The organism is Mesobacterium hydrothermale (assembly GCF_035818635.1).
Lineage (GTDB): Bacteria > Pseudomonadota > Alphaproteobacteria > Rhodobacterales > Rhodobacteraceae > Mesobacterium_A > Mesobacterium_A hydrothermale.
Genome location: NZ_JAYLLH010000030.1, coordinates 21,729 through 36,721 on the forward strand (window position 1 = coordinate 21,729; position 14,993 = coordinate 36,721).

General features: G+C 66.7%; 15 protein-coding genes. 10 read left to right on the top strand and 5 right to left on the bottom strand.

Going from position 1 to position 14,993, the window contains the following annotated elements; genetic code table 11:
- Positions 1-356 precede the first annotated feature (356 nt).
- The 8 genes from VK792_RS16230 to VK792_RS16265 all read left to right on the top strand — a co-directional run bounded on the left by VK792_RS16230 (position 357) and on the right by VK792_RS16265 (position 8,547).
- Entirely contained in the window at positions 357-1,061 is a 705-nt protein-coding gene (locus VK792_RS16230; RefSeq protein ID WP_326298915.1) for a DUF484 family protein, read from the top strand.
- Positions 1,058-1,984 carry a tyrosine recombinase XerC gene (locus VK792_RS16235; RefSeq protein WP_326298916.1) on the top strand — a complete coding sequence of 309 codons (927 nt, stop codon included), beginning with the start codon at positions 1,058-1,060 and terminating at the stop codon, positions 1,982-1,984. Before VK792_RS16230 ends, VK792_RS16235 begins: the two co-directional genes overlap by 4 nt.
- Positions 1,985-2,043: 59 nt before the next feature.
- Positions 2,044-2,667, top strand: coding sequence for an FMN-binding negative transcriptional regulator (locus tag VK792_RS16240; protein WP_326298917.1), 624 nt, complete (start codon positions 2,044-2,046; stop codon positions 2,665-2,667).
- A 138-nt stretch (positions 2,668-2,805) separates the two neighbouring features.
- Complete coding sequence (locus VK792_RS16245; RefSeq protein WP_326298918.1) at positions 2,806-3,411, top strand: glutathione S-transferase; 606 nt, start codon at positions 2,806-2,808, stop codon at positions 3,409-3,411.
- Positions 3,412-3,667: 256 nt separating this feature from the next.
- Positions 3,668-4,615, top strand: a complete 948-nt coding sequence (locus VK792_RS16250; protein ID WP_326298919.1) for an ABC transporter permease — start codon at positions 3,668-3,670, stop codon at positions 4,613-4,615.
- Positions 4,612-5,427 (top strand): ABC transporter permease, encoded by an 816-nt coding sequence (locus tag VK792_RS16255; RefSeq protein ID WP_326298920.1) that lies wholly within the window; start codon positions 4,612-4,614, stop codon positions 5,425-5,427. The genes VK792_RS16250 and VK792_RS16255 overlap by 4 nt, the downstream gene beginning before the upstream one ends.
- A complete protein-coding gene (locus tag VK792_RS16260; protein ID WP_326298921.1) occupies positions 5,424-7,124 on the top strand; it encodes an ABC transporter ATP-binding protein in 1,701 nt (566 codons plus the stop codon). Before VK792_RS16255 ends, VK792_RS16260 begins: the two co-directional genes overlap by 4 nt.
- On the top strand, positions 7,102-8,547 hold the full coding sequence (locus VK792_RS16265; RefSeq protein WP_326298922.1) for an aldehyde dehydrogenase family protein: 1,446 nt from the start codon (positions 7,102-7,104) through the stop codon (positions 8,545-8,547). The genes VK792_RS16260 and VK792_RS16265 overlap by 23 nt, the downstream gene beginning before the upstream one ends.
- A gap of 67 nt (positions 8,548-8,614) precedes the next feature.
- Here VK792_RS16265 and VK792_RS16270 read toward each other — a convergent pair whose 3' ends face one another.
- The 3 genes from VK792_RS16270 to VK792_RS16280 form a co-directional block, all read right to left on the bottom strand.
- Positions 8,615-9,862 carry a Na+/H+ antiporter NhaA gene (locus VK792_RS16270; protein WP_326298923.1) on the bottom strand — a complete coding sequence of 416 codons (1,248 nt, stop codon included), beginning with the start codon at positions 9,860-9,862 and terminating at the stop codon, positions 8,615-8,617.
- A gap of 106 nt (positions 9,863-9,968) precedes the next feature.
- The gene (locus tag VK792_RS16275; protein WP_326298924.1) at positions 9,969-10,994 is read right to left on the bottom strand and encodes a permease; all 1,026 of its coding nucleotides are present in this window, start codon (positions 10,992-10,994) and stop codon (positions 9,969-9,971) included.
- Entirely contained in the window at positions 10,987-11,328 is a 342-nt protein-coding gene (locus VK792_RS16280; protein WP_326298925.1) for an ArsR/SmtB family transcription factor, read from the bottom strand. Before VK792_RS16280 ends, VK792_RS16275 begins: the two co-directional genes overlap by 8 nt.
- A 104-nt stretch (positions 11,329-11,432) precedes the next feature.
- Here VK792_RS16280 and VK792_RS16285 point away from each other — a divergent pair, with 104 nt between their 5' ends.
- On the top strand, positions 11,433-12,020 hold the full coding sequence (locus tag VK792_RS16285; RefSeq protein ID WP_326298926.1) for a uracil-DNA glycosylase family protein: 588 nt from the start codon (positions 11,433-11,435) through the stop codon (positions 12,018-12,020).
- Complete coding sequence (locus tag VK792_RS16290) at positions 12,013-12,804, top strand: SseB family protein (RefSeq protein WP_326298927.1); 792 nt, start codon at positions 12,013-12,015, stop codon at positions 12,802-12,804. The genes VK792_RS16285 and VK792_RS16290 overlap by 8 nt, the downstream gene beginning before the upstream one ends.
- Here the strand turns inward: VK792_RS16290 and VK792_RS16295 are convergent.
- Together VK792_RS16295 and VK792_RS16300 are read right to left on the bottom strand one after the other, a co-directional pair.
- Positions 12,801-14,153: a tetratricopeptide repeat protein gene (locus VK792_RS16295; RefSeq protein ID WP_326298928.1), complete on the bottom strand. Its 1,353-nt coding sequence runs from the start codon at positions 14,151-14,153 to the stop codon at positions 12,801-12,803. The two genes, VK792_RS16290 and VK792_RS16295, sit on opposite strands and share 4 nt — an antisense overlap.
- Entirely contained in the window at positions 14,150-14,944 is a 795-nt protein-coding gene (locus tag VK792_RS16300; RefSeq protein ID WP_326298929.1) for an alpha/beta fold hydrolase, read from the bottom strand. The genes VK792_RS16295 and VK792_RS16300 overlap by 4 nt, the downstream gene beginning before the upstream one ends.
- Positions 14,945-14,993 lie beyond the last annotated feature (49 nt).

Genomic DNA, 14,993 nt, shown 5'->3' on the forward strand with positions numbered 1-14,993 from the left:
TTGCGACTGACCGAAGCGCCGGATTGCGCAGCGGTGATAATCGCAACAGCCCCTTGCGACACGCATTGGCGTGGACGGCAAAGACGTTTCGCAGGAACGGGGGAAATGGCCCGAACCGGAAGGAACCCGGCGACTACAGCGGCGCCAATGCGCCCTTTTGGCCCGCAAGTCAACGGGATTCCCGCCTTGCGTGGCTTCCTGGCGCCACAGTCCCGCACTGGGCGTACCCGGCCGGGCCGGTTTTCATTGACAGGTCTTGCGCCATCCGCGAAACGATCTGGCAACAACAAAAAGACAGCCTTGGCCGCGGTACGATGCTAAGGTAACTACACAGATACCCGAGGCAGAGGGCAGGAATGAACAACGCCAACATGGACGACGCCACGCGTGAGGCCATCATCTCGCGCCCGGACGTGATTCTGGACGACAAGGAAGTCATGCGCGCGCTGATCGCCGCCAACGAACGCACGATGGGCAACAACATCGTCGATCTGCGCGGCATCGCGATGGACCGGCTGGAACGCCGGCTGGACCGGCTGGAAGACACCCACCGCAGCGTGATCGCGGCGGCCTATGAAAACCTGGCCGGCACCAACCAGGTGCACCGCGCCATCCTGCGCATGCTCGACCCCACGGAATTCGAGATCTTCTTGCGCGACCTCGGCGGCGAAGTGGCGGAAATCCTGCGCGTCGACCGCATCCGCCTGACGCTGGAGACGGCGCAGGGCGGGTCTGAGGCGACCGAGAAACGCCTGGGCGGCGTGCTGAAGATCGCGCGCCCCGGATATGTCGACGGCTACCTGGCCGCGGGCCGCAGTATCCAGACCCGACAGGTCACCCTGCGTCAGCTGCAGGCCGGCGATCCCGACATGTATGGCGACAAGGCCCCCTGGATCCGGTCCGAGGCCTGCCTCAAGCTCGATTTCGGCAAGGGCCGCCTGCCCGGCCTGCTGGTCATGGGGGCAGAGGACCCGCATCAGTTCACCCCGCAGCAGGGCACCGACCTGCTGGCGTTCTTCGCGGGCGTTTTCGAACGCGCAATGCGGCGCTGGCTGTCGTGACACTGGCGATCTCGCCCGCCGCGCGCGATGCGCTGTCCGGTTGGCTGGATCATGCCCGCGCGCTGAACGGCGCCGCCGACAACACGCTGACGGCCTACCGCGCCGACGTCACCGACTTCATCGCCTTCATGACCGGGCATTTCGCGGAGTCGCAGGGTCTTGCCGCGCTGGCGCGCATCGGCGTGCCGGACATGCGGGCGTGGATGGCACATCTGCGGGCGCAGGACGTGGCGCCGCGCTCGGTGGCCCGCAAGCTCTCGGCGGTAAAATCCTTCTACCGCTGGCTGGCGGAACGTCACGGGTATGAGCCCACCGCCGTCCTGTCCACCCGCGCCCCCAAGTTCCAGAAAAAGCTCCCCCGCCCACTGACCGAAGATGCCGCCCGCGCCATGATCGACACCGTGGCGTTGCAATCGCGCGACGGCTGGATCGGCACCCGCGATGCCGCCGTGATCACCCTGCTTTACGGCTGCGGTCTGCGGATCTCAGAGGCACTGGGCCTGACCGGGCGCGACCTGCCGCTGGGCGACAGCCTGCGCATCCTGGGCAAGGGCAACAAGGAACGCATCGTGCCGGTCCTGCCGGTGGCCCGCGCCGCGGTGCAGGATTACCTGCGCCTGTGCCCCTATCCGATGGAACCCGACGCACCGGTCTTTCGCGGCGCGCGCGGCGGGCCGCTGAACCCGCGCCTGGTGCAGAAGGTGACCGAACAGGCGCGGATGCAGCTGGGGCTGCCGGCCTCTGCCACGCCCCATGCCATGCGCCACAGCTTTGCCACCCACCTTCTGGCCGCCGGCGGCGACCTGCGCGCAATCCAGGAATTGCTGGGCCATGCGTCGCTGTCCACCACGCAGGCCTATACCTCGGTCGACGAGGTGCACCTGATGAAGGTCTACGAACAGGCCCACCCCAAGGCCGGCTGAGCACTGGACATTCCCGCGCTGCTCCCGCAGCCTTTCGACACCAGCGAAAGGCCGGACCGATGCACCCGAATCCGATCTACCATTCCCAGGACACCGCCACGGACATCGCCTTTGCCCGCGACCGCGCCTTCGGCACGCTGGTGCTGAACGGCGACCTGGTTCCGATGGTCAGCCATGTGCCTTTCCTTCTGGCCGGGGATGGCAGCCATGCCGACCTGCATCTTGTCCGGTCGAACCCCATCGCCCGCGCCCTGAACGCCCCGCAACCGGCGATGATCGCGGTCAACGGCCCCGACGGTTACATCTCGCCCGACTGGTACGGCATCGACCACCAGGTGCCAACGTGGAACTACGTCGCCGTGCACCTGACCGGGCGGCTGGAGTTGCTGCCGCAGAACGCGCTCCTGCCCCTGCTCGACCGCCAGTCCGAAGCGTTTGAATCGCGGCTCTTGCCGAAACCGGTCTGGAAGACCGACAAGATGCCAGACGCGGTGATGGACCGGCTGATGCGCATGATCGTGCCCTGCCGCCTGCACATCGCCGACATCGCCGCGACGTGGAAACTGGCCCAGAACAAACCCGACGCCGCCCGCCTTGGCGCCGCAACCGGCACGCAGGCTGCAGGCTTCGGCCTTGAAACCGGCCAGCTCGCCCGCATCATGCGCACGCCGCCGGAACTCTGAACAACACCTGCTTGTCTTTGGTTTTTCAAATACCTCGGGGGTGTGGGGGTGGAACCCCCACCGGTCCCGACAGCAGCCCCCCTTGCACCACCCCCCGCGTTGCGCCAACGTCATGCGAACCAAAACCGGGAGAGAGACATGAAACTACTGATGGCCGGGCCCTCGCCCTTCGTGCGCAAGGTCCTCGTTCTGTTGCAGGAAACCGGGCAGGACGGAGATGTCGAAAAGGTCAACGTCACTGCCTCGCCCGTCGGCGGCGATGCAGACCTGCACAGCGCCAACCCGCTGGGCAAGATCCCGGCGCTGGTCCGCGACGAGGGCTGCACGCTATACGACAGCCGGGTGATCTGCCGCTACCTCGATGCGCGCAAGGGCGCCGGGCTCTATCCCGACAGCCACCTGTGGGAAACGCTCACGCTCGAAGCCACGGGCGACGGCATGATGGAAGCCTGCCTGCAGATCGTCTACGAAGCCCGCTTCCGCCCCGAGGGCATGCGCTCGACGGACTGGACCGACGGGCAATGGACGAAATTCACCCGTGCCTGCGCCGCACTGAACGCCCGCTGGATGAGCCACCTGCACGGCCGCCTCGACGCCGGTCACATCGCCGTCGGCTGCGCACTGGGCTATGCCGACTTCCGGATGCCCGACCGCGACTGGCGCAGCGGCAACGACGCGCTGGCCGCCTGGTTCAAGGGCTTCTCCGAACGCCCCTCGATGACCTCGACCCTGCCGGTCGGCTGACCCGACTGGGCGCGTCCCCCCCGGTCGGCACGCCAGAGCGGGGGGGCGTCAGGTGCCGGTCTCGGTCCCGGCACGGAAAACCGCCCGTTTGGTACGGAAAAAGCGCAAGACCGTACAGGCTGCGCCCCGGCCCCCGGCTCACCCTCGCAAACGGGCCGAAAACCCCGGTTTCGTACGGACGCCCCGTACGACCCGTTGGGCATTTCCGTACAAACGCCCCCTTCCCTCCCCCGATTGCCCGGCATAACGTGCCGCAATGGCGCGCTATTTGCTCAAACGTCTGGTCTCGGTGCTGGTCAGCCTGCTGGTGGCCTCGCTGGTGATCTTCCTGGTGGTCGAGGTCGCGCCGGGCGACCCGGCCAGCTACATGCTGGGCATCAACGCGCAGCCCGACACCGTCGCCGCCCTGCGCGCCGAACTGGGGTTGGACCTGCCGAAATGGCAACGCTACCTCAGCTGGCTGGGCGGCATGATGACCGGCGATTTCGGCATCTCCTACACCTATCGCAGCGCCGTGGCGGGAATGATCGCCGACCGCCTCTGGGTCTCGCTGCCCCTGGCGATCTACGCGCTAAGTCTTTCTACCCTCATCGCTTTTCCCGCCGGCATCTTCGCCGCCAGCCGCCGCGGCAAGACCGGCGACCTTGCGGTCATGGGCGCCACGCAGCTGGGCGTCGCGATCCCGAATTTCTGGTTCGCGATGATGCTGGTGCTGGTCTTTGCCGTGAACCTGCGCTGGTTCGGCGCGGGCGGTTTTCCCGGTTGGGACGCCGGGATTTTCCCCGCGATCAAGGCGCTGACCCTGCCCGCCATCGCCCTTGCCCTGCCTCAGGCCGCGATCCTGACCCGCGTCATGCGGTCGGCCCTGATCGACATCCTGTCCGAGGATTTCATGCGCACCGCCCGCGCCAAGGGCCTGTCCCAGCGGCAGACCCTCTGGCGTCACGGGGTGCGCAACGCCTTGATTCCCGTGCTGACCATCATCGGCCTGCAATTCTCCTTCCTGCTGGCGGGTGCAATCATCATCGAACAGGTGTTCTACCTGCCCGGCCTTGGCCGGCTGGTGTTCCAGTCGATCTCGCAACGCGACCTGATCGTGGTGGAATCCGTCGTCATGCTGCTGGTCTTCGCCGTCATCATGGTGAATTTCCTCGTCGATCTCGCCTACGCTGTGGTCGACCCAAGGCTGAGGTCCCGGACATGACCCGCACCCTCGCCCTCGGCGCGCTGCTGTCGGCCGTCTTCGTCACCGCCGCGCTGCTGTCCTTTGCCTGGACACCCTATCCTGTTGATACAATGGCGATTTCGGAACGACTGCAGCCCCCGTCCACGGCGCATTGGCTGGGCACCGACCATTTCGGCCGCGATATCCTGTCGATGCTCATGGTCGGCGCGCGCATCTCCATCGCCGTGGCGCTGGTCGCGGTTGGCATCGGCATGGTCCTCGGCGTGCCGCTGGGCCTGGCCGCCGCCGCGCTGAAAGGAACCTGGCTCGACGAACTCATCATGCGCGCAAACGACCTGGTCTTCGCCTTTCCCTCGCTCGTCATCGCGATCCTGATCACCGCAGCCTTCGGCCCCGGCGCGGTCAATGCCATCATCGCCATCGGCATCTTCAACATCCCGGTCTTCGCCCGCCTGACCCGCGGCGCAGCCCTTAGCCTGTGGCAGCGCGACTTCATCATGGCCGCCCGCGTCGCCGGCAAGTCCGCCCCAAGGATCAGCGCCGAACACATCCTGCCCAACGTCGCCAACCTGTTGATCGTGCAGGGAACCATCCAGTTCTCGCTCGGCATCCTGGCCGAGGCGGGCCTCAGCTATGTCGGCCTCGGCGCGCAACCTCCGCTGCCCAGCTGGGGCCGCATGCTGGCCGACGCCCAGACCATGGTCGCCCTTGCCCCCCATGTCGCTCTGATGCCCGGCCTCGCCATCATCCTCACCGTGCTCGGCCTCAACCTGCTGGGCGATGGCTTGCGCGACCACCTCGATCCAAGGCTCAGGGTGATCAGGACATGAGCCAGCCCCCCCTTTCATCTTTCCCGAAATACTCCGGGGGCGCGGGGGCAGCGCCCCCGCCCGGTCGGATCGCCCCAGGCGATCCGAAACCGCTCCTCGCCATCGACGCGCTCACCCTGTCGATCCACGGCAAACCCATCCTGCGCGACCTGAACCTCGCCATCGCGACGGGTGAAATCCTGGCGCTGACCGGGGAATCCGGCTCCGGCAAATCGATGACCGCCTTCGCCACCATCGGCCTTCTGCCCCATGGCGCCACCCATACCGGCCGGATCGCGCTTGACGGCACCGATCTGTGCACCCTGACCGAACCCCAGCTCTGTGCCATCCGCGGCAAGGACATCGGCATGGTGTTCCAGGAACCCATGACCGCGCTGAACCCGGTGCAGACCATCGGCGCGCAGGTGATGGAAACCATCCTGATCCACCGCGCCATGCCGTCCGCCGAGGCCGAGACACGCGCCCGCGATGTCCTGACCCGGGTCGGCTTGCCACCCGACCGTTTCCCGCTGTCGCGCTTCCCCCACGAACTGTCCGGCGGGCAGCGCCAGCGCGTGGTGATCGCCATGGCCATTGCGCTGCGGCCGAAACTTCTGATCGCGGATGAACCGACCACCGCGCTTGATGTGACGACCCAGGCGCAGATCCTCGATCTGCTGACCGGGCTGGTGCGGCAGGATGGCATGGCACTGATGATGATCACACATGACCTTGCCGTGGTCAGCGACATGGCCGACCGGATCGCGGTGATGAAATCGGGCGAGATCGTCGAGCAGGGCGAAACCCGCCAGCTGTTTGCCCGGATGACCCACCCCTACACCCGCGCCTTGTTCGAAGCGTCGGGTCACAAGGTGGCCCTGCCTGCACCGAAGGACGGGCCGGACCCGATCCTGCAGGTCACACGCGCTACGCGGGACTACCTGAAACCCCGCCGCCTGTTCCAGCCGCGCCAGTCCGTGCGCGCGGTGGACGACGTCAGTTTCACCATTCACCAGGGTGAACGGGTCGGTCTGGTGGGGGAATCCGGCTGCGGGAAGTCAACCCTGACCCGCGCCATCCTGGGGCTGGAGCCGCTGCAGGAGGGCGAAATCCGCGCCTTTGGTCATCCGGTCTGGCCCGCGCTTCCCGGTGCGCTGCGATCGGGCCTGCAGGTGGTGTTCCAGGATCCCTATGGCAGTTTCAACCCGCGCCACCGCGTCGCCCGGCTGGTGTCCGAACCGTTTCACCTGCGCCCCGATCCGCCGACGGGCGCCGCGCGGCGCAAGGCGGTCGAAGACGCGCTGGTCGCCGTCGGCCTGCAACCCGAGGATGCCGATCGCCACATCCACGCCTTTTCCGGTGGCCAGCGTCAGCGCATCGCCATTGCCCGTGCGCTGATCAACGCTCCCGAGCTGATCATCTTTGACGAAGCGGTCTCGGCGCTGGATGTGCGGGTTCGCGCCCAGATCCTGGACCTGATCGCAGAGCTGTCGCGCCACCGCAACCTGGCCTATCTGTTCATCAGCCACGACCTGTCGGTGGTGCGCACGATCACCGACATGGTGATGGTGATGCAGGCCGGCAGGATCGTCGAACACGGCCCGACAGAACGGGTCTTGACCGCGCCCGAACATCCCTACACCCGGCAGCTGATCGCTGCCGCCCCAAAGTTGCCAGACATTGCCGGAGGACCCCATGCTGCCACCCCTGCCCTTTGACCCGTCCCACGTCCTGATCGGGGGCACATGGCGGGCAACCGCTGAAACGCTGCCGCTGTCGAACCCCTCGACCGGGGAGGAGATCGGGCGCATTGCCCGTGGTACCGCCGCCGATATCGACGCCGCCGTGCAGGCGGCAGAGGCCGCGCGCGCCGCCGGTTGGGACCGCACGCCCGCCGCCGAACGGGGTCGCATTCTGGCCCGTATCGGCCAGCTTGTGCTGGACAACACCGATCTTCTGACCGAGCTTGAGGCGCTGGACGTCGGCAAGCCGGTGAAACAGGCCCGCGCCGATGCGCTGGCCCTGGCGCGCTATTGCGAATTTTACGGCGGCGCGGCAGACAAGGTACACGGCGCCACGATCCCCTACCTGGACGGCTACACCGTCTATACCCTGCGCGAGTCGCACGGGGTGACAGGGCATATCGTGCCGTGGAACTATCCGATGCAGATCATCGGGCGCTCCGTCGGCGCGGCGCTGGCCATGGGCAATGCCTGTGTGCTCAAACCGGCCGAAGACGCCTGCCTGACCGCGCTGATGTTCGCCCACCTGGCGATGGAGGCGGGTCTGCCCGCCGGCGTGCTGAACGTGGTGCCGGGGCTGGGATCCGAGGCCGGGGCGGCGCTGTCGTCGCATCCCGGCATTCACCACCTGAGCTTTACCGGCTCGGTCCTGACCGGCACTGCCGTTCAGGTGGCGGCGGCGCAGAACGTGGTGCCGGTGACGCTGGAACTGGGCGGGAAATCCCCTCAGGTGGTGTTCGACGACGCCGATCTGGACGCCGCGCTGCCGTTCCTTGTGAACGCGGGACTGCAGAACGCCGGCCAGACCTGTTCGGCCTCGTCGCGCATCCTTGTCCAGCGCGCCTTGCTGGACGAGGTCTGCGCCCGCATGGCCGCCGCCTATACGGCCAAGGTCGTTGGCCCCGCGATCGACGATCTGGACGTGGGTCCGCTGATTTCGGCGGTGCAAAAGGCGCGGGTGTCGGGGTTCCTGCTGCAAGGGGGCGATCTGCCGGTTCTGGCGCAGGCGCGGCTGGCCGATAACCTGCCCGAGAACGGCAATTATGTGCAGCCGACACTTTATGGCCCGGTGCCCGAGGATCACCCGCTGGCGCAGGACGAAATCTTTGGTCCGGTGCAGGTGATCATCCCGTTCGACACCGAGGCCGACGCGATCCGCATCGCCAACGGCACCGACTATGGCCTTGTCGCCAGCGTCTGGACCCGCGACGGTGCGCGGCAGATGCGGATGGCGCGGGCGTTGCGCGCCGGGCAGGTGTTCATCAACAATTATGGCGCCGGGGGCGGTGTGGAACTGCCCTTTGGCGGGGTCGGCAAATCCGGTCACGGCCGCGAAAAGGGGTTCGAGGCGCTGTACGGCTTTTCCGTCCTGAAAACCGTCGCCGCGCTGCACGGCTGAACCCGGTCAAAACAAAGCCCCGCCCGGAACGCATCCGGGCGGGGCTTTTTCACGTCTGACGCGCGGGTCAGATTTCCTGTTTCTCAGTCCGCAGCAGCTTGCCCACGACAATGGCAATCGCGGCAGCGGCAAAGCTGAACAACGCGCCCATCTTGGCCGCGTCCTGCACCGGCCCCGCATCGAACGCGACCGAGGCCACGAACAGCGACACGGTAAAGCCGATGGCGGCAACGCAGCCGATGGTGGCAAGGTCGATCAGGCGCATGCCTTCGGGGATGCCCAGCCGCAGGACCACAGCGGCGATCCAGCCGAAGAGGAAGATGCCCACCGGTTTGCCGATCAGCAGCCCCGCCAGCACCAGCCAGGTGGCATCGCCCATGGCCGAGAACTCGACCCCGGCATTCATCAGGCCAAAGAAGAACAGGATGATTTCCACCGGGTGCTTGAGCGCATGTTCAATGGCGTTCAGCAGGTCTGTCAGGTGTTCTTCGGCCTGAGAGAAGATGCCGAAGGACCGGTCGGCATGGGGGATCGCGGTCACGACGGGCAGCAGACCCAACGCGGGGTGAATCCCCGATTTCATGAACGCATACCAGCTGACGACACCCGCAGCGGCATAGGGCCAGAACGACAGGTACTTGCGCACCCAGGTCGAATTCGGCCGCAGCTGGTTGCCTTTGTCCAATCGGCGCGGCAGCCAGTTAAACAGCAGGTACACCGTCGCAGCGGCGGCCACGGAAACCAGGAGCCATTCCGGCGCCAGTTCGCCACTGGGGTAGAAAACCGCCAGGATGATCAGCCCGCCGGCGTCATCGGCAATCGCCAGAAGCAACAGGAACCGCACCGCCGGGTGGCCTGCGCCAAACACCATGCGGCCGACAAGATAGGAAAACGCGATGTCGGTCGCGGTGGGGATCGCCCAGCCGTTGGCGACGGCGTTGTAGGTGTCGGACCCCATCAACATTGCAAGGCCCAGATAAACCGAGATCGGCCCCAGCATCCCGCCCGCGGTGGCCAGAAGCGGCGTCGCCGCTTTCTTGCCGCGCAGCGATCCGGTTTTCAGGATCACCGCTTCCCAGACTTCCTTGGCCGCGATGGCAAAGAACAACGCCATCAGCACGTCGTTGACCAGATAGTGCAGCGTCAGCGTGCGGTGGCCATCGTGCAGGTGACCAATCGGGGCATTGTCCCAGACCACCAGGTGGATGAAGTGGTGGTAGCTGTCAGGGTTGGTATTGGCCCAGATCAGCGCGCTGATCGCCCCGATGATCAGCAGCAACGAATAGTTCGTCAGAAAATTCCAGACGCGATACATCTTGTCCCCGGCCTTCCCTAATGTCCCACTTTCAAGCGGCTATAGCCGAGCGGGCCGGGATGGGCAACGCGCTGCGGGCCGGAATCCGGCCCGCAGCGGAATTGGATCAGGCGATTGCGCCCCAGACCAGCCCCGCAAGGATGGCCCCCGTGACCGCGAAGCCCAGGTAGGCGGCAAACACCCGCGGCTTGACCAGCGCCCAGACCGCGACCGCGGCGGGGATGCAGCTGACCCCGCCCGCGATGACAAAGCTCATCGCCGCGCCCTGCGCCATGCCCTGTTGCAGCAGCCCGCTGACCAACGGCACGGCGGCATAGCCGTTCAGGTAGGCCGGAGCACCGATGACGCCGCCAAGAACCACGGGCCAGACGCCTTCGCCGCCCAGAACGCCCGCGATCATGCTGGCCGGAACATAGTGGATCATCACCGATTCCAGCACATAGGCCAGCAGAAGCCACTTCAGCAGGAACAGCCCGTTTTCAAGGATGTTGTCGCGGAACACCTCGCGCCGGTCGGCCTCGCCCCAGAACTTCCACTGCGGCTTGCCCTGGAACGGTTTCTTGACGCCGCAGCACCCGCCGACCTTGGGCTTTTCGCGCAGCGGATCGCGGAAGACCACGCTGCGGGTAAAGATCATCGTGCCGATCCCGCCGAAAAGGCCAAGGCCCACGGCCGCCAAGGTCTTGGCGATGGCAAAATCCAGCCCCAGTTCGCCCGAGGTGACAAGGAACATCGCCGGGTCCATCAGCGGAGAGGCGAGCCAGAACGCCATCACCGCGGACAGCGGGGCACCCACCGCCAGAAGCGCGGCGATAAACGGAATCACCTGGCATGAACAGAACGGCGACAACCCGCCCAGAAGTGCCGCCAGCACGATCATCCGGGTTTCCCGCCCCTCGAAGGCGCGCGACAGCAGCGTTTCCGCCCCCGTCGCCTTCATGTAGGCAACGGCCAGAACGGCAAAGACCACATAGGGGAACGTGCGCCACAGAGCGGCCAGCGCGAATTCCACCGTCGGTATCGTCTGCGGCAAGTCAAGCAGCGCGATCACGGCAAGAACCGCGACGATGGCCAGCCACGCCTTGTCGGGTTTCGGCCACTGACGGGCCGGTTGGGTGCTGGTGTCAGCCATGGTCATGTCCTTCCGTGGAACAATCGGCGCAGCACTGGCTCAGCAGGAATTCCGACAGCGTGCGCATCTGGTCATAGTCGGCACAGGCGCAAATGATGCTGCGCCCCTGCCGCGTTTGCGTGATCAAGCCCGCCTGCGTCAGAATCTTCAGGTGATGGGTCAGGGTCGATCCCGTGACGCCGCTGCGCAGGCCCAGGTCGCCGATTGTCAGCCCCTCTGGCCCGGCGCGGACAAGGCTGCGCAGAACGCCAAGGCGCTGTTCCGACCCGAGGGCGGCGAATTTGGACGCCGCGACTTCCAGCGGCAGGGCATCAAGAGTGGGCTTCATTTTCATGGTTCTAGAAATATCGAAAACTTTAGCTCGGTCAATCTTTATTTCGATAATCGTCGAAATGACGGGGTTTGCAGCGCGCGCGCCCATGCGCTACCGCTGCTTTCATGACCACCCTGCCCGACCAGATCCGTGCCTGCCGCCTGTGTGCCGACCGGTTTGCCGCTTCGGCCACGGCCCATACGCCGCGCCCGGTGGTCTGGTTTCAGCCCGGCGCGCGGCTGTTGATCGCCGGGCAGGCGCCGGGGATGCGCGTGCACACTACCGGAAAGCCGTTCAACGACCCTTCGGGCGACCGGCTGCGCGACTGGCTGGGGCTGACAACGGACCAGTTCTATGACCGGTCCCGCGTTGCCATCGTGCCCATGGCCTTTTGCTTTCCGGGCTATGACACCAGGGGCAGCGACCTGCCGCCGCCACCGTTGTGCCGGGCCACCTGGCACGACCGGGTGATGAAGGCGCTGCCTGACCTGCGGTTCACTGTTGTCGTAGGCGGGTATGCCCACCGGTATCACCTGCAGGCGCGCGGCTCTGTTACCGAAACCGTGGCGGGCTGGCGCGGCTTTCTGCCCCAAGCGCTGCCCTTGCCCCATCCGTCCTGGCGCAATACCGCTTGGCTCAAACGCAATCCCTGGTTCGAAACCGACCTGTTGCCAGTCCTGCGGCAGCGGGTGAAGGAGACCCTGAATGACTGACCTCACGCCGCTCGACCGCGCCCATGCAGCGATGGACGCCGCCCCCGAAGACGACGCGGCCCGCCTGCGGTTCTATGAACGGTTGGCGGATTCCGAACTGTTCCTGCTGCTGGAACGCGAGGCCGAGGGCGACACCGTCACGCCCGAACTGTTCGACCTGTCGGATGCAAGGTTCATCCTTGTCTTCGACAGCGAAGACCGGCTGGGCCAGTTCGTCGGCAAGCCCGCGCCCTATGCCGCGATGTCGGGGCGGGCGCTGGCCAACATGCTGGCCGGGCAAGGCATCGGGCTGGGCGTGAACCTGGAGGTCGCGCCATCGTCGATCCTGATCCCGCCGGGGGCCGTCGACTGGCTGGTTGAAACGCTGGGGCACGGCCCGGCAGAGGCCGAGGCGCGGCCGTCCGAACTGCATCCGCCCGCCGGGCTGCCCGACGTGCTGCTGACGGCGCTGGATGCGAAACTGGCCACCGCGCAGGGCATGGCGCGCAAGGCCTACCTTGCGGCGGTCACCTATGACGACGGCACGCGCGGGCATCTGCTGGGCCTGACCGGCGCGCTGCCGGGGGCGGAACGCGCGCTGGCCCATGCGGTGAATGAGGCGCTGGTGTTTTCCGGGATCGAGGCCGGGGCGCTGGACGTGATATTCCTTGATGACAGCGACCCGGTGGCGGCACAGCTGGCCCGCGTTGCGCTGCGGTTCGACATTCCCGAACCGGCAGAGCCCGAACGGGTGGAACGCCCTGCGCCGGGCACCGATCCTGACGCGCCGCCGATCCTGCGCTAACCGAACTTGCGGCGCGCTTCGGCCTCTGCCGCCAGCGCGTCCAGCCCGACCTTGCGATAGACGCCGGCCAAGGCGCCGTTCACCGCGACACCGTCGGGGTCAAAACTGCGGCGAAGTTCCAGCACCTGCTGCGCCTGCGCCAGCCGCCCGGTTTGCATCAACGCATCAAGGTGGATCTGTTCGAACAGGTCCCGCTGCGCATGGCTGCCCCCGGTTTCGGCCATGCGTGGCAGGGCCTGGCCAAGTTGCGCAACGCATGTCTCGAAATCGCAGCGGGCATGGGCCAGCAAGCCCCGGCAAGCGGGCAGCGCGACATGCGCCCAGACCTCGGCATCGAAGGCAGTGCCGTGGGCACGCGCCTCGACCGCCTGCATCAGGGCGTCCGCCTCGGCCCGGCCGGCGCGGGCCAGCGCGTAAAGGTATTGCATCGTCAGGAAAGGCTGCACCGTGTCCGCCCCGCGCGCGGCAACGTGATCGGCCAGATCGCCCCAGCGGTCGCCCACATCGACCCCGGCCAGCTCCATCCGCGCCAGCAGCGAGGCGGCGCCGACCTGATCCTGCGAATAGTCCTTGGCCAGCCCCCAGACATGGGTGTCATAAGCGGCGCGCACGTCGTCATGGCGCCCGCGCGACAGGTAGAACAGCGCAAGGTGCCACCAGTTATGGCTGTGCATGAAACTGTTGAGGTCGACCCACGTCGGCGCGACCTGTTCAAGAAAGGCAATGCCTTCGTCCACCCGGCCCTGCGTCAGCATGACATGCGCCAGCGCGTGATGCGCCCAGGGGTCGGCTGGCTCGATCTTCATCGCGCGGCGGGCGCTGGCTTCGGCCTGGTCCAGCAGGTGGCATTGTTCATAGCCAAAGGCGATCATGCCGTGGACGTAGGGCTCTGCCGCGCTTTCCGGCAGGGCGATCAACCCGGTGCGCAACATCGCCGGCGCGTCGCCGCGGTTGAAATGGTGGTATTGCAGCAGCTTGATCAACGCCAGGTCGCGGGGGTGCCGGCGCGCCAGCGACTCGCCCTGGTCCAGCAGCGCCGGGATGTCACCCTGCGCCCAAAGCCGGGTCAGGCGGACCAGCGCGGCTTCGCGGTCGGTGACCTGCCCGGCCAGTGCCTCTGCCCGCGTGATGAACGCCTCGGCACGGCCCGGTGCTTCGGGCGCCTCCAGGAACATCCAGATCATCCCGGCATAGGTCTGGGCCAGACAACACCCGGGGTCGGCCTCTGCCGCGTGCAGAATGTTCACGGCCTTGGTGGTGTAGGACAGGAAGCCGTGGATGAAATCGTCGATGCCCTGCGCGGTGTCGGCACAGGTGCAGGTGATGGCGTTGCCATACCGGTCCGTCATGCCAGCGCCCCGGCGTGCAGAAGGATGCGGTCGGCCACCAGTTGCGGCGCGTCCCAGTGCAGGGAATGGCCGCAGTCCGGCAGCACCTCGACCCGCAGACCCATGGCTTGCAGCGCATCGCGGTTGGGTTCCGGCGGAATCAGTGCGTCGGCCTCGGCCAAAAGCGCCAGACCTGGTACGGGAATCCGTTCGGGCAAGCTGCGGATATCCAGCCGCGCCAGCGACCGGGTCTGGTGTTTCATCGCCTCAAGGCTTTGCAGGTACGGATAGCTCAGGCTGGCGGCGAGTGCGTCTTCGACGCCCTGCCTGTCCCAGAAGAACTGATCGCCGAACAGCCACGGGAACAATGCCCGCAGCCACAGGTCCTCGGGCCCGGTTTCGCGGATCAGGCACAGGGTGTGGAACACGGTCGGGATGCGCGCGGACGGCAGCGGAGTGGACCCGAGCACCGTAATGCTGGCCAGGTGATCGGGCGCAAGCCCCGCCAGCACCATCGCCACAAGCCCGCCCATGGAATGGCCCACCACATGCAGCCGGTCGTGGCCAAGATCGCGAGACAGCGCCAGAAGGTCCCGCGCAAACCCCGCCAGCGTGATCGGCGCATCCCAGGGCTGCGTCCGTCCCGCGCCGGGCGGGTCGGGCATGATCAGGGTGAACCGGTCGGACATAAGCGGGACCAGAACCGACCAGCTGGCATTGTCGCTGAGCATGCCGGGGATCAACAGCATCGGCGGCCCGCTGCCCGCGATTTCATAGTGCAGTTTCAGGTGCGGAAGGGCGAATTGCGGCATGGGGCGGCTCCGGCAGGTATGGCGCGCATGGAACCCCGGCGCGGCGCGC